At 57.1% G+C, this 18,240-nt stretch carries 20 protein-coding genes; 9 read left to right on the forward strand and 11 right to left on the reverse strand.

Features of this window, described 5'->3' with window-relative positions; all coding sequences use genetic code 11:
- Window positions 1-72 precede the first annotated feature (72 nt).
- Both smrA and C2U54_RS15400 read left to right on the forward strand, forming a co-directional pair.
- Window positions 73-636 (forward strand): DNA endonuclease SmrA, encoded by a 564-nt coding sequence (smrA, locus tag C2U54_RS15395; RefSeq protein ID WP_103179422.1) that lies wholly within the window; start codon window positions 73-75, stop codon window positions 634-636.
- Between the two features lie 3 nt (window positions 637-639).
- Entirely contained in the window at window positions 640-1,584 is a 945-nt protein-coding gene (locus C2U54_RS15400; RefSeq protein ID WP_103179423.1) for a zinc-dependent alcohol dehydrogenase family protein, read from the forward strand.
- 3 nt (window positions 1,585-1,587) lie between these two features.
- Here the strand turns inward: C2U54_RS15400 and C2U54_RS15405 are convergent, their stop codons facing one another.
- On the reverse strand, window positions 1,588-2,625 hold the full coding sequence (locus C2U54_RS15405; RefSeq protein ID WP_103179424.1) for an AI-2E family transporter: 1,038 nt from the start codon (window positions 2,623-2,625) through the stop codon (window positions 1,588-1,590).
- A gap of 134 nt (window positions 2,626-2,759) precedes the next feature.
- On the opposite strand from C2U54_RS15405, the gene C2U54_RS28115 reads away from it, so the two are divergent.
- The 4 genes from C2U54_RS28115 to C2U54_RS15420 all read left to right on the forward strand — a co-directional run bounded on the left by C2U54_RS28115 (window position 2,760) and on the right by C2U54_RS15420 (window position 5,973).
- On the forward strand, window positions 2,760-2,930 hold the full coding sequence (locus C2U54_RS28115) for a protein YdgV (RefSeq protein ID WP_418936628.1): 171 nt from the start codon (window positions 2,760-2,762) through the stop codon (window positions 2,928-2,930).
- A 115-nt stretch (window positions 2,931-3,045) separates the two neighbouring features.
- The gene (gene mdtJ, locus C2U54_RS15410) at window positions 3,046-3,408 is read left to right on the forward strand and encodes a multidrug/spermidine efflux SMR transporter subunit MdtJ (protein ID WP_103179425.1); all 363 of its coding nucleotides are present in this window, start codon (window positions 3,046-3,048) and stop codon (window positions 3,406-3,408) included.
- Entirely contained in the window at window positions 3,395-3,724 is a 330-nt protein-coding gene (gene mdtI / locus C2U54_RS15415; RefSeq protein WP_103179426.1) for a multidrug/spermidine efflux SMR transporter subunit MdtI, read from the forward strand. The genes mdtJ and mdtI overlap by 14 nt, the downstream gene beginning before the upstream one ends.
- Window positions 3,725-3,810: 86 nt before the next feature.
- Window positions 3,811-5,973, forward strand: coding sequence for a bifunctional diguanylate cyclase/phosphodiesterase (locus tag C2U54_RS15420; RefSeq protein ID WP_103179427.1), 2,163 nt, complete (start codon window positions 3,811-3,813; stop codon window positions 5,971-5,973).
- Window position 5,974: 1 nt separating this feature from the next.
- On the opposite strand, the gene C2U54_RS15425 is transcribed toward C2U54_RS15420, so the two are convergent.
- The 7 genes from C2U54_RS15425 to C2U54_RS15455 all read right to left on the reverse strand — a co-directional run bounded on the left by C2U54_RS15425 (window position 5,975) and on the right by C2U54_RS15455 (window position 11,915).
- Window positions 5,975-6,796, reverse strand: coding sequence for a trypsin-like serine peptidase (locus C2U54_RS15425; protein ID WP_103179428.1), 822 nt, complete (start codon window positions 6,794-6,796; stop codon window positions 5,975-5,977).
- 279 nt (window positions 6,797-7,075) lie between these two features.
- Window positions 7,076-7,390, reverse strand: coding sequence for an acid resistance repetitive basic protein Asr (asr, locus tag C2U54_RS15430; protein WP_103179429.1), 315 nt, complete (start codon window positions 7,388-7,390; stop codon window positions 7,076-7,078).
- A 149-nt stretch (window positions 7,391-7,539) separates the two neighbouring features.
- Complete coding sequence (locus C2U54_RS15435) at window positions 7,540-9,027, reverse strand: carboxypeptidase M32 (RefSeq protein WP_103179430.1); 1,488 nt, start codon at window positions 9,025-9,027, stop codon at window positions 7,540-7,542.
- Between the two features lie 151 nt (window positions 9,028-9,178).
- Window positions 9,179-9,511 (reverse strand): DUF1493 family protein, encoded by a 333-nt coding sequence (locus C2U54_RS15440; RefSeq protein WP_103179431.1) that lies wholly within the window; start codon window positions 9,509-9,511, stop codon window positions 9,179-9,181.
- Complete coding sequence (locus tag C2U54_RS15445) at window positions 9,505-9,948, reverse strand: STM2901 family protein (RefSeq protein WP_103179432.1); 444 nt, start codon at window positions 9,946-9,948, stop codon at window positions 9,505-9,507. Before C2U54_RS15445 ends, C2U54_RS15440 begins: the two co-directional genes overlap by 7 nt.
- 6 nt (window positions 9,949-9,954) lie before the next feature.
- Window positions 9,955-10,440 (reverse strand): Hcp family type VI secretion system effector, encoded by a 486-nt coding sequence (locus C2U54_RS15450; RefSeq protein ID WP_103179433.1) that lies wholly within the window; start codon window positions 10,438-10,440, stop codon window positions 9,955-9,957.
- Window positions 10,441-10,661: 221 nt separating this feature from the next.
- Window positions 10,662-11,915 (reverse strand): MFS transporter, encoded by a 1,254-nt coding sequence (locus C2U54_RS15455; protein ID WP_103179434.1) that lies wholly within the window; start codon window positions 11,913-11,915, stop codon window positions 10,662-10,664.
- A gap of 122 nt (window positions 11,916-12,037) precedes the next feature.
- Here C2U54_RS15455 and C2U54_RS15460 point away from each other — a divergent pair, with 122 nt between their 5' ends.
- The 3 genes from C2U54_RS15460 to bioD all read left to right on the forward strand — a co-directional run bounded on the left by C2U54_RS15460 (window position 12,038) and on the right by bioD (window position 15,106).
- Window positions 12,038-12,937 carry a LysR family transcriptional regulator gene (locus C2U54_RS15460; RefSeq protein WP_103179435.1) on the forward strand — a complete coding sequence of 300 codons (900 nt, stop codon included), beginning with the start codon at window positions 12,038-12,040 and terminating at the stop codon, window positions 12,935-12,937.
- A gap of 127 nt (window positions 12,938-13,064) precedes the next feature.
- Window positions 13,065-14,285 (forward strand): sugar metabolism global transcriptional regulator Mlc, encoded by a 1,221-nt coding sequence (gene mlc / locus C2U54_RS15465; RefSeq protein ID WP_103179436.1) that lies wholly within the window; start codon window positions 13,065-13,067, stop codon window positions 14,283-14,285.
- Between the two features lie 125 nt (window positions 14,286-14,410).
- Complete coding sequence (gene bioD, locus C2U54_RS15470) at window positions 14,411-15,106, forward strand: dethiobiotin synthase (RefSeq protein WP_103179437.1); 696 nt, start codon at window positions 14,411-14,413, stop codon at window positions 15,104-15,106.
- Here bioD and clcB read toward each other — a convergent pair.
- The 3 genes from clcB to osmW all read right to left on the reverse strand — a co-directional run bounded on the left by clcB (window position 15,041) and on the right by osmW (window position 18,238).
- Entirely contained in the window at window positions 15,041-16,351 is a 1,311-nt protein-coding gene (gene clcB / locus C2U54_RS15475) for a voltage-gated ClC-type chloride channel ClcB (RefSeq protein WP_103179438.1), read from the reverse strand. The genes bioD and clcB overlap by 66 nt on opposite strands.
- 91 nt (window positions 16,352-16,442) lie before the next feature.
- Window positions 16,443-17,591, reverse strand: a complete 1,149-nt coding sequence (osmV, locus tag C2U54_RS15480; protein WP_103179439.1) for an osmoprotectant ABC transporter ATP-binding protein OsmV — start codon at window positions 17,589-17,591, stop codon at window positions 16,443-16,445.
- Complete coding sequence (gene osmW, locus C2U54_RS15485; protein ID WP_103179440.1) at window positions 17,591-18,238, reverse strand: osmoprotectant ABC transporter permease OsmW; 648 nt, start codon at window positions 18,236-18,238, stop codon at window positions 17,591-17,593. Before osmW ends, osmV begins: the two co-directional genes overlap by 1 nt.
- Window positions 18,239-18,240 lie beyond the last annotated feature (2 nt).

Raw genomic sequence — 18,240 nt, forward strand, 5'->3', positions numbered from 1 at the left:
ACAGGGTAACGCCGCATTGAGCCAGGGTGAGGGGGCAGGTATAGTAGCCTGTCAGCTAAGCAGGAGGATGCCATGAACCCAGAAGATAAATCGCTTTTTCTTGATGCGATGGAGGATGTCCAGCCCCTCAAGCGCTGTACCGAGGTCCACTGGCAGCCAACGCGCGCCTCGCGTACCCGCCAGCCCGTGGATATCACCCAGCTCGATAACTTTCTGACCACCGGCTTTCTGGATGTCATCCCCCTTGCGGAGCAGTTGGCTTTCCAGCGTGAAGGGGTACAACAGGGGGTTATCGACAAGCTGCGCTCGGGCAAATATCCGCGTCAGGCGAGCCTTACTTTGCTGCGTCAGCCCGTTGAGCAGTGCCGCCAGCAGCTGTATACCTTTATTCGTCAGGCGGAGCGTGACGGCCTGCGTAACCTGATTATCATTCATGGTAAAGGGCGCGACGACAATTCTCACGCCAACATCGTGCGCAGCTATCTGGCGCGCTGGTTGACCGAGTTTGAGGCGGTGCAGGCCTTTTGCGTCGCCCAGCCGCACCACGGCGGCAGTGGCGCCTGTTACGTCGCGCTGCGTAAATCAGGTGAGGCGAAGCAGGAAAACTTTGAGCGTCACGCCAAGCGCAGCCGTTAGAGTATGGAAAACACCGTATTATGCTACCGCCAGTTTGGTGAGCCTGAGTCTGTTCTGCGGCGGGAAACGGCGATAAAAGCGCCGCTGAAATCGGGAGATATTCGGGTGCAGATGCTGATGGCGCCGATCAACGCTTCGGATCTTATCCCCATTACGGGCGCTTACCGCCATCGCATTACCCTGCCTGCCGTCGCCGGATACGAAGGCGTAGGGCGAGTGCTTGCCGCGCCGGACAGCGCGGCGGCGCTTATCGGCACGCGGGTTCTGCCCCTGCGTGGGGAAGGCACCTGGCAGCAGTATGTGGATTGCCCGGCGACGCTTGCGATCCCGGTTCCGGATACCATTCCTGACTCGCTGGCGGCGCGGGCGTTCATCAATCCACTGGCGGCCTGGCTGATGCTCAGCCTCTATCCCCCACAGGGGAAACGGGTGCTGTTGACTGCCGCCGGTTCGGACTGCGCCATTTTGCTGGGGCAGTGGGCGCTGCGGCAGGACGCAACCGAGGTTTACGGCATTCACCGCTCGCCGGTACATGCCGACCGGCTGCGGGCGATGGGGATTATCCCCGTTGCCCAGCAAGACATTGACAGCGTGCGTGCCCTCGCTGCGGCCAGCGATATCGTCTATGACGCCACCGGCGGCGAGCTGGCGCTGGCGATCCTGGGGGCGATGGACAAAAGCGCCGTCTTTGTCTGCTACGGTTTGCTCTCCGGTCAGCCCTTTGCATTACAGCGTCACTTTCCGGCGGTGCACTGGTTTCATATCCGCAACTATCTGGATGCGCTCACACCTGAGGCGTGGCAGGCGGCATTTTGCGATATCTGGTCATGGCTTGCCGCCAGCCACTACAGTGACACGACGCTGTTGCCCTTTACCGACTGGCAATCAGCGCTTGCCCATTACCGCCAGGCGGGACGAACCCGCAAGCCGCTGCTGGAGATTGGCTAACCGTCACGTTTCCCGGCTCATATCGCTGAGCAGCAGGGCAATGCTTTTGCCGCCCTGGGTCTGCTCCAGCGCAATCTTCGCAATAATGGTCAGGGGCACCGACAGCAGCATGCCAACCGGACCCAACAGCCAGCCCCAGAAGATCAGCGACAAAAAGACCACCAGGGTGGAGAGACCCAGCCCGCGGCCCATCACGCGGGGCTCGAGGATATTGCCGAAGATCAGGTTCACCAGCAGATAACCTGCCAGCAGCACCAGCGCAGCGTAAAAGCCGCTGAAGACCAGCACCTGGGCAATCGGGGGAACGGCGGCCAGCACCGAACCGATGTTGGGGATATAGTTCAGCGCAAAGGCCAGCAGCGCCCAGACGAAGGCAAACCGTACCTCCAGCACCGCCAGCATCCCCCACACCACCAGCCCGGTCACCAGACTAATGGCGGTCTTCAGCACCAGATAGTGCGACACGCTGTCAAGGGCGCGCTGGATGGCAGCCATGCCTTCCACCGGGCGGGTCATCAGAGGCTGGAGTTTCGCCGGCAGCTGCGGCACCTCCAGCAGCATAAAGACCACGGTCAGCAGTAAAAGAAAAATGGAGGTCATGGCGCTGGAGAGCTGGGCCAGCAGGGCGGTCACCAGCGTCATGGCGGCATTGGGGTCAATATATTTCAGCAGCTCTTCCATCGACACCTCAATTCCGGCCCGCTGCAGCCAGGGCTCAAGATGCAGCAGCGGAACGGCCAGCGAGGTGCGATAGTGCGGCAGGGTGCGGGCCAGTTCATTCAGCGAGGTGCCGAGATAAGCCACCAGCAAAGCCATCAGCACCACGATAAGCACAATCGGCAGGGTGATAGCCAGCACGCGTGGCAGACGAAGCCGCACCAGTCTTCGCACAACAGGCTGAAGCACCACGGCGATAAACAGCGCCAGGATAAAGGGCACGATAATATCTGCCGCGAAACGGATCCCGGTAAGTACAATCACCAGCATGCCAAGCATAATGACTATTTTTAATCCGTTGAGGGTAATAATGGGTTTCGCCATGCTGGCTCCTGATAATGTCCTTTATATTTATTCTAGCGGCGCAGCACGCTTAATAAATTAACCAAACGCAAACGATGAGGGTAAAGAAATGAAAATGCTTTGAGTAAAATCCTGGCTTATGGTAGAAATCAGCTGTGTTTAACTACTGGAGACAATTTTCATCTGCACTGACGAGAAGCAACACCGCAGATAATTGTAATTTTATGGACAATCTGTTCAGCACCGCTTTATCAAAAATCACTCCCGCTCTGTTCTCCTCTTTTTGCCTTACGTCTGGCGAGCAACACTGGCGCAACGCGCTGTAGACCCTCTCTCTGCCTGAGCTGGCGCATTGCGTCCGGCTAATCTGTTACGTTTTTTTTATCCGGCTGCCGTTACTGGCTAGCCGCGAAGGATTATATTCTCAAGCAGGAGAAAAACATGTTTTACTGGATCCTCTTAGGTCTTGCTATCGTTGCTGAAATAACCGGCACCCTCTCCATGAAATGGGCCAGCGTCACCGGCAGTCACAGCGGCTATATTTTAATGCTGTCGATGATTGCGCTGTCCTATATTTTCCTCAGTTTTGCGGTTAAAAAAATCGCACTGGGCGTGGCCTACGCGTTATGGGAAGGTATTGGTATTTTGTTAATTACGCTGTTCAGCGTGCTGCTGTTTGATGAGTCGCTTTCCCTGATGAAAATTGCCGGGCTGACGACGCTGGTGGCAGGCATCATATTAATTAAATCCGGCACCCGAAAACCGGCAAAATCGCGTGCGGAGGTGACCCATGCAGCAGTTTGAGTGGATCCATGCCGCCTGGTTAGCCCTGGCTATCGCGCTCGAAATTATTGCCAACGTTCTGCTGAAATTCTCAGACGGTTTTCGCCGCAAAACCTACGGCCTGCTGTCGATTGCCGCGGTACTGGGCGCCTTCAGCGCCCTGTCACAGGCGGTAAAGGGGATTGATCTGTCGGTCGCCTATGCCCTGTGGGGCGGGTTTGGTATTGCGGCAACGCTTGCCGCAGGCTGGATCCTGTTTGGGCAGCGGTTGAATCAAAAAGGGTGGATTGGCCTGGTGCTGCTCCTCGCCGGAATGATCATGATAAAACTGGCCTGATAACGTCGCTGCCTGTCATTACGGGCAGCGAAATTTATCTCCTGTATTACGCTTAGACGGAGGGCATAAAAAAGGACGGTGACTGAATGCGTAACCCTTTAAGCTGGCATAAAATTCCTTCTGCCAGGACCTTGTTTGCCATGATCTTCATGGCAGGGGTCGGCTTAATTTTCTCTGTGGTCGCCTTGCTCTACCTCTCCCTCAACCTTATCAGCAGTAAAGCCAACGAAATCGACGAGCAGCGCACCGCGCTCTCGGTAGAGGGCGCTATTCAGACATCGGTGAACCGGGTCTGGTCGCTGGTGATTGATAACGCGGTCTGGGACGATGCCGTGCGGGAGGCCTATCGCCCGGCGCTCGACATCGACTGGCTCTACAACACCTGGGGCGCAGGCTACAAGGTGAATAACCTCTATGACGGCACCTTTGTACTCGACGAACGGTTTCGGGTGCTGTGGGGATCGTTCAAAGGCCAGCCTTTTGCCGAAAAAAACCTCGACTTCTTTGGCGACGGTTTGAAATCGCTGATCCTGATGCATACCAACGCCCTGCGCTCGGATAAAAACATCTACGCCGGGATCACCCGTACCCGGGCGGGGATTGCTTTTGTTGGCGTTGGCCTGATACGCCCGACGATTGGCAGCCTGCGGGTGGGGGACAATACCCGTCGTTTTCTGGTGATTACCCGCCATATCAACCCGCAAATCCTGCGCGATCTCGGGAATACGTTTCAGATCGACAACCTGACCTTTACGCCAGAGCGGGTGAGCGACGTCAGTGTGCCGCTAAAAAGCTCCTCCGGCGAAGTGCTGGGCTATCTCTCGTGGCAGCCGCGCCTACCGGGGGCCGCAGCGGCGAAAGCGGCCTCCCTCGACATCACGCAGATCGTCTTGCTCACCGCGACGCTGATTTTGCTGTTTATCCTCTTCAGCTGCGTGGGTCTGTATAAACTGGCGCGGGGGGAGACGCTGGCACGGTCGGTGGCGCGTACCGACTGGCTGAGTCATCTACCCAATCGCCGGGCGCTGATTGAAGAGCTGGAGCGGGTGAGCCAGCGCGGCGATACCGATCGCAAAAGCGTGGTGTTTATCGATCTCGACGGCTTTAAGGACGTCAATGATATCTACGGCCATGAGGTGGGCGATGCGCTGATCGTCATCATCGCGGGCGCGCTGCGTGACAATGTGCCCAAAGACGGCATGCTGGCCCGGATGGGCGGCGATGAGTTTGCCATGACCATCGGGGGCGACAACGCCGAAGCGCTGGCCTCGGCGTTTGCCGGCTTTGTGCTTGATTATCTCCACTCGCCCATCATTGTTGGTGAGCGTTCCATCCACATTGGCGCCAGTATCGGCATCGCCAGCGGCACGCTGGTGGAGTGCACCAGCACCGAGCTGTTCCGTCGCGCCGATATTGCTATGTACCACTCGAAAATTACCGGCAAGGGGCGGGTGACGCACTATGATGCCGAGCTGAACAACGTTCGCGAGCGTCGGCTGGCGATTGAGGGGCAGATCCGTCATGGTCTGGAACACAATGAGTTTGACGTCTGGTATCAGCCGATCATTGATGCCCGCAGCCAGAAAATGGTCGGCGTGGAAGCGCTGGTGCGCTGGCCGCGGCGTCCCCAGGGGCCGCTGGCGCCGGATGAGTTTATTACCGTCGCCGAAACCAGCGGTCTGATTTACGGCCTGGGGCAGTTTGTCCTCAGCCGGGCCTGTCAGGATCTGGAGCCATACACGGATTTAAAACTCTCGGTCAACATCTCCCCGGCGCAGTTTCGTGATCCCGAATTTGAAGCCAAAGTGGAAGGCGCGCTGGCCCTCAGCCACTTTCCCCCTACGCGCCTGCAGCTGGAAGTAACCGAAACCTACGTGCTGGAAAATCCCGAGCGGGCACGCTCAGCCATCAATAATCTCAAGGCGCAGGGTATCGCGGTGGCACTGGACGATTTCGGTACCGGCTACTCCAGTATCGGCTATTTGCGCCGCTTTAACTTCAATACCATCAAGATAGATAAATCCCTGGCCGGGCTGGTGGATCACGATGAACAGGCCTCAGCGCTGGTGAGCGGTACGGTGCGCATTGCCACCGCGCTGGGGATGACGGTGGTCGCAGAAGGGGTGGAGAACGAAAAACAGATGAAGCTGCTGCGTCTGGCGGGCTGCGATCAGCTGCAGGGTTACTGGTACAGTCAGCCGATGCCGATAGAGGCGATTATGGCGCTACGGCAGCAGCGCCAGTGTTAAGTCACTGCTGGGCCAGCTCTGCCAGCTTGTCGCGAAAACCGGTGATCGACAGGGCGCGGTTATCGGCCCGCCAGCGATCTTTTGCCGCCGGGGCCGAACTCTGAACGCCAATAAGCTGCCAGCCTGCGGCGGTATTCAGCATCAGCGGCGAACCGCTGTCGCCGGGCAGGGTATCACACTGATGGGACAGCACGCTGTTTTGCGCCCAGCCGGTGACGATACAGTCCTGATGGGTGTACAGCACATCCAGATGATCTTCCGGGTATCCCGCCTGGCTCACCTTGCGATCGGCCTCTTTCAGGGCGGCGGTCAGCTCCGCTTTATCCCCGGCAAACAGCGGTAGCGGGGTGATCCCCGACGGCGGGTTGCGCAACACCACCAGACCAAAATCCCACGAGGCGGCAGAGGGCGGCACAATCCAGCCATCGCCATCGGCTTTCAGCCGTCTGCCTAATGAGGCATCGACGCGGCCTTCAATGCCGTGGATCTCATAACGCCAGCTCCCCTTTTGCGAGATGAAGCGCAGGGCAACGGCCCTATCCGGTTTACCTTTCGGCGGCACCAGCAGACAGTGTCCGGCGGTCAGCGCCAGTCGAGGGGTGATGAGGGTGGCGGTACAGAGGTTTCCGCTGGCCGTCTCCAGCTGGCCAATAGCCTCCCACGGCGCGCGGGACGGATCGGCGACACGCGTGCGATCGTCATGACCAAAAAAGAGCGTTTGAATCTCTTTGGCGTTCGCGGCCTCGTTGTCGCCATCGTCCGCATGACTTAATCCAGAAAAGAGAAAAAATGTTCCCAGCACAATCGCAACAGATTTACGCATATCACACTCTAAAGGGATTAATTATGATTATTAAATATGAACCCTGGTAATTAACTATAGACGGGACAGCGCGAAAGTGGGAGTAAAATCAGCGTACTACAGTCAGGAAATATAAAACACACCCGCGACAAGTGCGCATAAAATAAGCGTGACAAGAATTACCTCAAACCGATAGCGCTGCAACATAACGCCCTCCGGATAAAAAAACGGCGCTGCCACCTTGCCGGTACAGCGCCGATGACCAACGTGCCCGTCGCGGACACGTTAAGCTAAGCGGGCTTATGCAGCCGGTTTTGCGGTTGGAGCAGCAGCTTCGTGTTTCACTGCTTTTTTATGGTGTTTTTTTGCTGCCTGCGCTTTCTGGGCTACAGGTGCGGCCTCTTCTTTTTTCACAGCTTTTTTATGGTGCTTTTTAGCCGCCTGCGCTTTCTGTACTGCGACTTTTTTGTGTTTTTTATGCTGCACGGTTTTCGCAGCCGGTGCCGCGGTAGAGGTGGCAGCCGGAGCCGCGGTGTTGGCAACAGCGTCAGCGGCGAATGCAGCAGAAGAGAGACCCATAGCAGCGGCAACAACCAGAGCTAATACTTTTTTCATCATCTTACCCTCGAATTGGTTTTTTCATTTAACCCCACTGCGGGGCCGTTGAAAGAACTATATCCCTGAAATTTCGGGGCTTCCGTGAGTGTTTGGTATCGGCGTGTAACGGTATGTACAACGCCGGGTCGATGACCCGGCGAGGAAGGTTACAGATAGCGGGAGGTAAGATGTTCGCGGAAATAACGGACGTTGAGATCTTCCCCGGTCGCCTGCTCAATCAGCTGGGCGGTGGTGAAACGGCTGCCGTGCTGCCAGATGTTCTGGCGCAGCCAGTCGAACAGGGCGCTGAAATCCCCGGCGGCGATGGATGCGTCCAGTCCCGGTAGCGCGGTTTTGGCCGCACTGAACAACTGAGCGGCGTACATAGCGCCTAAGGTGTATGACGGGAAGTAGCCAAAGCCACCGTCGGTCCAGTGGATATCCTGCATACAGCCGTTGCGGTAATTATCTTTTGTTGATAAGCCCAGCCAGGCCTGCATTTTCTCATCCCACAGCGCCGGAATGTCCTCCACCTCGATTTCGCCGTTAATCAGCGCCCGCTCAATTTCATAGCGCAGCACGACGTGTGCCGGATAGCTCACTTCATCGGCATCCACGCGGATATAGCCAGGCTTCACCCGCTGGTTCCAGGCGACAAAATTCTCAGGCGTAAAGGCCGCCTGGGTGCCGAAACGTTCATGGACGGCCGGGAGCAGGTGGTTGAGGAATGCCTTGCTGCGTCCGAGCTGCATTTCAAAGAACAGGCTCTGGGATTCGTGGATAGCGGTAGAACGCGCCAGGGCGATAGGCTGACCGAGCCAGTTGCGCGGCAGGTTCTGTTCATAGCGCGCATGGCCGGTTTCGTGGATCACGCCAAACAGGGCGCTTAACAGTTCGTCTTCGTTGTAGCGGGTGGTGATGCGCACATCTTCCGGCACGCCGCCACAGAATGGGTGAGCGCTGACGTCCAGACGGCCCGCATTAAAGTCGAACCCAAGGCTCTTCATCGCCTCCAGCCCCAGCTCACGCTGAATGGCGGTGGGGAATGGGCCCTGCGGCGGCACGAAGGCGTGGTGCGCCTGCTTCTCGACCACCTGCGCCAGCAGATCCGGCAGCCAGGTTTTGAGATCGCCAAACAGCTCATCCAGCCGGGCGCTGGTCATATCCGGCTCGAAGATATCCAGCAGCGCGTCGTAAGGGGTGCAGCCTTTGGCTTCGGCACGCAGACGGGCCTCTTCCCGGCTCAGTTTCACCACCTCTTTCAGGTTGACGGCAAAACCCTGCCAGTCGTTCGCCGGACGCTGGGTGCGCCAGGCATGCTCGCATTTGCTGCCCGCCAGCGATTTTGCTTCAACCAGCGATTCCGGCAGCAGCGCAGCCTGCTGATAGTGGCGTTTCATCTCCCGCAGGTTGGCCTGTTCAACGTCGTTAAGATCTTCGCTTTCGGCGTTACGCAGCCAGTCGGCCACGTTTTTATCGGTCAGGATTTGATGTTGCAGGACGCTCAGCTCCGCCAGGGCTTCACCTCGTGCGGCGCTGCCGCCGGGAGGCATCATGGTGAACATGTCCCAACTGGCGATGGAGGAGAGGTGCGAGAAGCGGGAGAGACGCTGGAAGGTGCGGGTGAGTTGCTGATAAGAATCGTTTTTCTGCATAGTTGTTGTTCTCGTTCAGTAGGAAGTATTCAGGGGAGTGTAACGCGATTCATGCGCTTGTCATGCATTCAACTTATGCACGTCAAAGAAGGGGGCCAGGCAATAGCGGAGAGCGAATATGACAAAGGAGAATAAATAGCCCTTTAGCTTGTCAGTCATATAACCATCTGCCTGCCTTTGCAGACTCAGAAAGCATACGAAGTGTTAACGGTTCGGGTTCATCGTCGTCCTTTCCACTAGTGAATAAAGAGTAAAGGATAAATGTCTCCTCAGGCCAGTATCGGTAAAAGTCGAAGTTTGCAGGGTCCACATCAAAACGTTGAAAATATTCCCTCATGATGTCTGCCCCTGTTTCACTCGCCCAAACGTAATCACCTGTGGAGAGGCTGGTATCAAGAGTTACGGGCCATGACTTCCTGGTGAACAAGGCAGGCTTGTTGAACTTTTCACAGTACCAAGTAATCACATCTTCATTTGTCACCATAACTTGTCGTTTCCTCTGGCTATGGTGTTGTATTTCATTGTCGCCTTATAAGCAATGGCTGAGATATCGGCAGCAATAACGACAATCCCAAGGACTGGAATCCATCTTCCTACAAATGCCCCGAGATTAGTAACATAGGCAAACTTCATTCTTCTGATACTTGAGTTAGTCAGGGTGGGTAAGCGTCTGGTTTCAATATTTAGCCAATGACGTAACTGTGAACTGAGTAGTGATGTTCCTGGGGTTGTCCCTCCAGGTTTGCCTCTTGTCACTATTTCAGGCTGACCAAGCAAAATTAGCCCAACTGTTAAAAGATCGCTTGTTCCGAACTGTTCAGCCGCTTCATCAAGGAAAATCCAAAAGAGCAACTCTCCGGCAGAAAGGTTGGAGTATCCCTTATAGAAATACGTCCCGTTAAGTTCTTCAACACTATCCATGCATAGTTACCCGGTTACACGTTCTGCCCATGCGTCGGAATACTGAATATTTCCGTCCTTGAACGTCCACGTGATTTTAGCGTAGCGTAAATGTACCTGCTCAAGGTGACCTGCATTTATCACAGTTTTTGTGTCATGCATCATTGGTGTGACTGATACAATCTTCACCCCTTCCAGGAACATGTTGTAATACTCAACTTCCTGGCCTGCATCATTGATGCGATACCATTTAAATTCGGCACTCTGAAGAGTTTGCCCGGTGGCTACAGCTTTCATGAGATAAGGGGATGAACTATCAAACTCCTTTTCGAACATCAGGGCACCGTGTACGCGTGTCCCTGTAAGTTTTCCCGTATTGCTATCGGTCGGGATATACAGATTATGGCTGAATGATGTGATTTCTATAGATTGCTCACGGTGCCTTACATCTACAGACCCTTTGATGAGAGCGCCGCCATCGTCTTTTAGCCAAAGATAAGCCGGTATTGCCATAATTGATTTTCCTTATCATGTATATGGGTAATCCATTGGAAGCCTAACTTATAAGCAATGATGAGTAAATGAACAACATGCTTTAAGGCATTGTTTATTAATGCTTGATATAGAATTTAGAATGATTAAAAACGAAAAACCCCGAACTTGTTTCGCACCAGGACGGGGTTGCCACTAACGGCAAGATTAGATTTGCTCCTGGTATTAACCAGATTGTGATCTTATTTCAAACGGCAATGAAGACGCCTGCCCACCATCAGCGCCGCACACAACATCAGCGCAATAAACCCGCCCACGCCGTTCCAGCCATACTGGTGCCAGAACACGCCGCCGAGCGTCCCGGCGATGCTGGAGCCCAGATAGTAGCTGAACAGATACAGCGACGAGGCCTGGCCCTTGGCACGACGGGCGCGCGGGCCGATCCAGCTGCTGGCAACCGAGTGAGCGGCGAAGAAACCGGCGGAGAAGAGCAACATCCCGGCGAAAATCACCCACAGGTTAGCGAGCAACGTCAGCAGAACCCCGGCCAGCATCACGCCGGTGGAAACGATCATTACCGGCCCACGCCCGAAGCGGGTGGTCATCGCCCCGGCTTTCGGTGAGCTCCATGTGCCGGTCAGGTAGGCCACCGAAAGCAGGCCCACCAGCGCCTGGCTCAGATGCCACGGCGAGAGCATCAGCCGGTAGCCGATGTAGTTAAAGAGGGTGACAAACGAGCCCATCAGCAGAAAACCGGTGAGAAACAGCAGGGGCAGACCCCGATCGCGCCAGTGCAGGCGGAAGTTAATCAGCAGCGTTTTGGGCCGCAGCGCGGTGGGGCGAAAATGGCGCGACTCCGGCAGAATTTTCCAGAACATCAGCGCGGAGGCCAGGGCAAAGCAGCCGATCGCCGCCAGCGCTACCCGCCAGCTGAAGAAATCGGTAAAGACCCCGCTCAGCAACCGCCCGCTCATGCCGCCGATGGAGTTACCGCTGATGTAGAGCCCCATCGAGAAGGCGACAAAGCTGGGGTGGATCTCCTCGCTGAGGTAGGTCATACCCACCGCGGCCACGCCGCTGAGCGAAAGCCCAATCAGCGCGCGCATGATTAAAATCCCGTGCCAGCTGGTCATCATCGTCGACAACAAGGTACAGACCGACGCCAGCAGCAGTGCGGTGACCATCACCGGCTTACGTCCGATAGCGTCCGAAAGCGGGCCGGTAAAGAGCAGGCCGACCGCCAGCATCCCGGTCGAGATTGAGAGGGAAATACTGCTGCTGGCCGGGGAGACGCCAAACTCCTGGGATAGCACCGGCAGGATCGGCTGCACGCAGTAGAGCAGGGCAAAGGTGGCTAGCCCCGCGGAGAAAAGTGCCAGCGTGACGCGCATAAACTGCGGGGTGCCGCGTTTGATAAACCGAACCGGTTGCGCGTTGTTGGGGAGGAGATCGATATCATTGTTCGGGGCGATATCAGCCGTTGTAGTCCGACTCACGTAAGTTCCTTGCTTCAACATCCCCGTGATTTCTGGTGACGGGTATGACCACAAGGATCAGGGTAGGAAATTGTAAATATTCTGTCTAATATATTAATAATCTCAAATGATACATTTAAAATATGAATATCGAACTGCGTCATCTGCGCTATTTTGTCGCCGTCGCGGAGGAGCTCCATTTTGGGCGCGCGGCGGCGCGGCTCAATATCTCCCAACCGCCCCTCAGCCAGCAAATCCAGGTTCTTGAGCAGCAGGTAGGCGCTCGCCTGCTGGCGCGCACCAACCGCAGCGTCGGGCTGACCCCCGCAGGGCGACAATTTCTGGCGGACAGCCGCCAGATTCTGAGCATGGTGGAGGAAGCGGCCGCCCGGGCAGAACGCCTTCACCATGGCGAAACCGGCGAGCTACGCATCGGGTTTACCTCTTCCGCGCCCTTTATTAGCGCCATCTCACATACCCTTTCGTCGTTTCGCCGCCTGTCGCCGGATGTGCATATCCAGACCCGGGAGATCAACACCCGGGAGCAGATTGTTCCCCTCAGCGAAGGCTCGCTCGATCTTGGCCTGATGCGCAATACCCGTCTGCCGGAGACGCTGGCCTGGCAGCGGGTGCTGCGGGAGCCGCTGCTGGCGATGGTCCACCGCGGTCACCCTCTGGCGGCAAGAGCTGAAATCTCGGTGACGGAGCTGGCGCAGGAGCCGTTTGTCTTTTTTGACCCGCACGTTGGCACCGGTCTGTACGACGATATTCTGGGATTACTGCGGCGCTATGGGGTAAACCCGATGATTACCCAGGAGGTGGGCGAGGCGATGACCATTATCGGACTGGTGGCGGCGGGGTTGGGGGTCTCGATCCTGCCTGCCTCGTTCAGGCGGCTTCAGCTCCATGAGATGCGCTGGGTGGCGCTCGCCGAACCGGACGCGGTTTCAGAGATGTGGCTGGTATGGTCAAAACACCATGAACTCAGCGCGGCGGCACAGCGGTTCAAAGATCTGCTGATCGCTGCCTCGTCAGGGCGCTGACCGGCAAAAAATGCAGGTAAAAATGTGCTGTAAATCACAAGGCTAAGTAAAAATTTGACGATTACTGTAGAAGTGCTTCACCATAGCCCACAGTTTATTTCGAAGCGCGAAAATAAGGGAGTACGTGGTGGTTGCTGATAGTCAGCCAGGGCATATTGATCAGATTAAGCAGACCAATGCAGGTGCAGTATATCGCCTGATTGATCAGCTTGGGCCGGTCTCGCGCATCGATCTTTCTCGTCTTGCGCAACTGGCACCCGCCAGTATCACCAAGATTGTGCGTGAGATGCTCGAAGCTCACCTGGTACAGGAAACAGAAATTCAGGAGCCGGGCAGTCGTGGCCGTCCGGCCGTTGGGCTGGTGGTGGAAACCGAAGCCTGGCACTACCTCTCATTGCGCATCAGCCGCGGTGAAATTTACCTTGCGCTGCGCGATCTCAGCAGCAAGCTGGTGGTGGAAGACCGGCTGCCGCTTGAACTGCACGCTGCCGAGCCGCTGGAGGTGCGGATCACCGCCCTGATCGATCAGTTCTTCATTCATCATCAGCAGAAGCTGGAGCGCCTCACCGCCATTGCCATCACCATGCCCGGTATCATTGATACGGAAAATGGGATTGTCCACCGGATGCCATTTTACGACGACGTCAAAGAGATGCCGCTGGGCGAGGTGCTGAAAAATCACACCGGCGTGCCGGTCTATATTCAGCATGATATCAGCGCCTGGACGATGGCCGAGGCACTGTTCGGTGCCTCTCGCGGCGCGCGCGACGTGATTCAGGTGGTGATCGACCACAACGTGGGAGCCGGGGTGATCACCGATGGGCGCCTGCTGCATGCGGGCAGCAGCAGCCTGGTGGAGATTGGTCACACCCAGGTCGATCCTTATGGCAAGCGCTGTTATTGCGGTAACCACGGCTGTCTGGAGACTATCGCCAGCGTTGACAGCGTGCTGGAGCTGGCCCAGCTCCGGCTCGGCCAGTCGATGAGCTCGGCGCTCCACGGCCAGCCTCTGACGGTGGAGTCGCTCTGCGCCGCCGCGCAGCAGGGCGATCTGCTGGCAAAAGATATCATCACTGGCGTCGGCACTAACGTCGGGCGGATTATTGCCATTATGGTTAACCTCTTTAACCCGCAGAAAATCCTGATTGGCTCGCCCCTGAGCCAGGCGTCGGATGTGCTCTTCCCGGCAATCGCCGACTCCATTCGCCAGCAGTCCTTGCCGGCCTACAGCCAACACATCGTGGTGGAAAGTACTCAGTTCACCAATCAGGGGACGATGGCCGGTGCGGCGCTGGTGAAGGATGCGATGTATAACGGTTCACTATTGATTCGTCTGTTGCAGGGTTAACTGTTTTTTACAGTCTTACCAAAAATTGCGCTATCTCAAACCGGGCGGATAGCGCATACCTTAGACTTCCTCCACTGAATTATTTCCTTCATTTATATTTTCAGAGCATAACGGTGGAGTCAGTGATGCTTAAGCGTTTCTTTGTAACGGGTACTGATACCTCTGTCGGCAAGACGGTGGTGTCCCGCGCCTTGCTGCAAGCCATGATGGCCAGCGGAAAGCGTGTTGCAGGGTACAAGCCGGTAGCCAAAGGGAGTAAAGAGACGCCAGAGGGATTGCGCAATAAAGATGCGCTGGTGCTACAAAGTGTCTCCTCTTTAGAACTGCCTTATCATGCCATTAACCCCATTGCGCTTAGCGAAGATGAGAGCAGCGTGGCGCACAGTGGGCTGGTGAATTACACCCTGTTATCGAACGGGCTTGCCAGCCTGGGCGAGCAAGTGGATCACGTGGTCGTTGAAGGGACCGGCGGATGGCGCAGCCTGATGAACGATCTGCGTCCGCTGTCCGAATGGGTGGTACAAGAGCAATTACCGGTGCTGTTGGTGGTCGGCATTCAGGAGGGCTGTATCAACCACGCCCTGCTGACCGCCCAGGCCATCGCCAATGATGGCCTGCCGCTGGTGGGGTGGGTGGCGAACCGCATCAATCCGGGCCTGGCGCACTACGCCGAAATTATCGATGTGTTAAGCAAAAAGCTGCCGGCGCCACTGGTGGGTGAACTGCCGTACCTGCCGCGCGCCGAGCAGCGCGACTTAGCGCACTATATCGACCTCTCTGCCTTCGGCGGGGTGATGGCCGTAGATCGAGTCGTGGCGTAACGTTCGCGATAAAACCGACGCCACCACACAGGCGATCAGCAAACCGGGCAGCAGAACGTACTGCCCGGTCATTTCACAAACCATCAGCGCCGACATGATTGGCGCGTGCGTCGTGGCGGCGAGCAGCGTCGCCATTCCTGCCAGCCCCAGTAAAATCGCGGTCTCATCACCGGGCAACCACAGCATAAACAACTGGGCAAACAGCATACCGGTCGCCATGCCGACAAACAGCGTTGGGGTGAAAACCCCACCTGGTGCGCCAGAGCCGCTGCTGGCAAGCACTGCCAGCAACTTGCAGATAAATATCCCCACAATGACCGACAGCAGCGGCGGCGCCAGCAGGAACCCCTGCACCACGCTGTAGCCATTTCCCCAGACCTTAGGGGTCAGCAGCGACAGCAGGCCGACGATGAGACCACCCAGCGAAAGCTGCCAGGGCGGAGAGAGCTTAAGGCGGAGAAACAGGGAATGGCTGAAGGCCATGAGCCACATTAGCGCCGGGCCGCAGATGCCAGCCAGCAGGCCCATTCCCACGATCAGTGAGTAATCCATTCCGGTGAGGGTGTCGCTGAGGTGTACCTCATAGAGCGTATTCGCGCCGGGGCTGAGTAGGCGTGTAGTGAGCAGGGCGACCACGGCGGCAATCACCACCGGGCCGAGCGAGGCCAGCATCAGGGTGCCAAACAGGATCTCAGCAATAAACAGGCTTCCGGCTAACGGGGCATGGTAGGCGCTGGCCATCCCGGCGGCGGCACCGCAGGCAATCCACAGTTTCCATTCCGTTTTGGGGGTAAAGCGCTGGGCAAAAAAGGAGGCGGCGAGGGCGGCCAGCAGGATCATTGCCCCTTCCCGGCCAATGGCGCTGCCGCTGGCGACGACCAGCAGCGACGCCAGGGATTTGACCAGGCTGGCGGCGTAGTCAAACTGTCCGTCACCCGTTTCCAGCGCCTCCATATAGTCGGTGGGCGCATGGGGCCGCTGCGCGGTCTTTTTTTGCCATCCCCACAGCAGCAGCCCGGCAGCCAGCCCGCCGAGGGCAGGGGTCAGTGCGCGTCGCCAGGGCGACAGGGCGCTGGCGGCATTCACCAGACTGCCGCTTTCGTTACTCAGAAACAGCCACTCCAGTAAATAGAGAGCATGGCGGAACAGGGCCACGGCCAGGGCCGCCAGCACGCCAATCACGCTGGCGATCAGCAACCGGCGAAACATCGCGCGGATGTCAGGGTAAGCATGGAGTCGATGCATGGGTTACGCGTATATGAGGAAGATACAATATTTTGACGGGAATACGCGGGGTTAGCAATGCGAAGAGCCGGGCAAGGCCCGGCTTACAATATCAACTGTCGCTGTGAATATTCAGTGCCCGGCGCGTGCGGCCGGAGCTTAAGTATTCCGCAATATAGTCCTGAGAAATTTCGCCGTTATAGCGCCCCTCTTCATCAACAATCGGCATCCAGCTGGTGTTGCTCTCATACAGCCGTGACAGCACCACACGCAGGTTGTCCTCCGCTTTGCCGGTCATGCGGAACGGGTGGAGCAGATCGGCGCAGGTGCCGGTGGCATTGCGCGCTTCCCGGCGCTTCACAAAGCCCAGCGGTTTGCCGTTTTCATCCACCACGGTGACGGCGCGAATGTCGTTGTCGTCCATGATGGCGAAGGCTTCCGGCAGCGGCGTGACCGGGCGCACGGTCAGAGTTGGCTGTTGATCCGTGACATCGCCCGCGGAGACCAGCAGCAGACGCTTCAGGGTGCGGTCCTGGCCAACGAACGAGCCGACAAATTCATTGGCCGGTTTCGCCAGCAGTTCGTCCGGGCTGGCGCACTGGACAATGCGCCCCTGGCGGAAGACGGCGATACGATCCCCCAGCTTCAGCGCCTCGTCGATGTCGTGGCTCACCAGCATCACCGTTTTTTTCAGCTTGCGCTGCATCTCGAGGAACTGGTTCTGGATCACCTCGCGGTTAATCGGGTCCACCGCACCGAAAGGTTCATCCATCAGCAGTACCGGAGGATCCGCCGCCAGGGCGCGAATCACGCCGATACGCTGCTGCTGACCACCGGACATCTCCCGCGGATAGCGGTTGAGGAACTTATGCGGATCCATCGCTACCATATCCATCAGCTCTTCGGCGCGGGTTTTACAGCGGGCTTTATCCCAGCCCAGCATGCGCGGTACGACGGTGATGTTCTCTTCGATGGTCATGTTCGGGAAGAGACCAATCTGCTGGATCACGTAGCCGATGTTGCGGCGCAGGGTCACGGTATCCATCTCGCTGGTGTCCTGGCCGTTTATCTGGATGGTGCCGCTGCTCGGAGTAATCAGCCGGTTAATCATCTTCAGGGTGGTGGTTTTGCCGCAGCCGGATGGGCCGAGCAGGACGCACATCTCCCCTTCGGGCACGTTCAGGTTGACGTTATCTACGGCCTTAAATGTCTGGCCGTGCTTCTGTGAAAATTGTTTGGTGAGGTTTTCCAGTTTTATCATTATCGAATCCCCTTTGGAGTCAGAACGATCTGCAGACGGTGCAGTAACCAGTCGAGCACAATCGCTAAAAGACAAATCATCAGCGCGCCGGCAATCAGCATACGAATATCACTCCCGCCAATGCCGTTTAGCAGCAACAGGCCAAGCCCGCCCGCGCCGATGACGGCGGCAATGGCCATCACGCCGATATTCATTACGACCGCGGTACGGATGCCGCCGAAAATCACCGGCAGCGCCATCGGAATTTCTACCCAGCGCAGGCGTTGCCAGAAGGTCATGCCGATGCCGCGACCCGCTTCGCGCAGGCCGGGCGGCAGGCTGTCCAGCGCCGTATGGGTGTTACGCACAATCGGCAGCAGCGAGTAGAGAAACACGGCGGTAATGGCGGGCAGGGCGCCAATACCCTGACCGATCATGGAAAAGAGGGGGATCATCAGGCCGAACAGAGCAATGGACGGGATGGTCAGCACGATGGTGGCAATCCCCAGCACCGGCGTCGCCAGCCATTTGTGACGCACGATCAGAATGCCCAGCGGCACGCCGATAATAATGGCTAAGCCCACCGCCAGCGCCACCAGCCACAGGTGCTGGAAGGTCAGGGTCATGATGTAACCCCAGTTATCAAGAATGTAGTGAACGGTATCCATAG

This window comes from Leclercia sp. LSNIH1 (genome assembly GCF_002902985.1).
In the GTDB taxonomy this organism is placed as follows: Bacteria; Pseudomonadota; Gammaproteobacteria; order Enterobacterales; family Enterobacteriaceae; genus Enterobacter.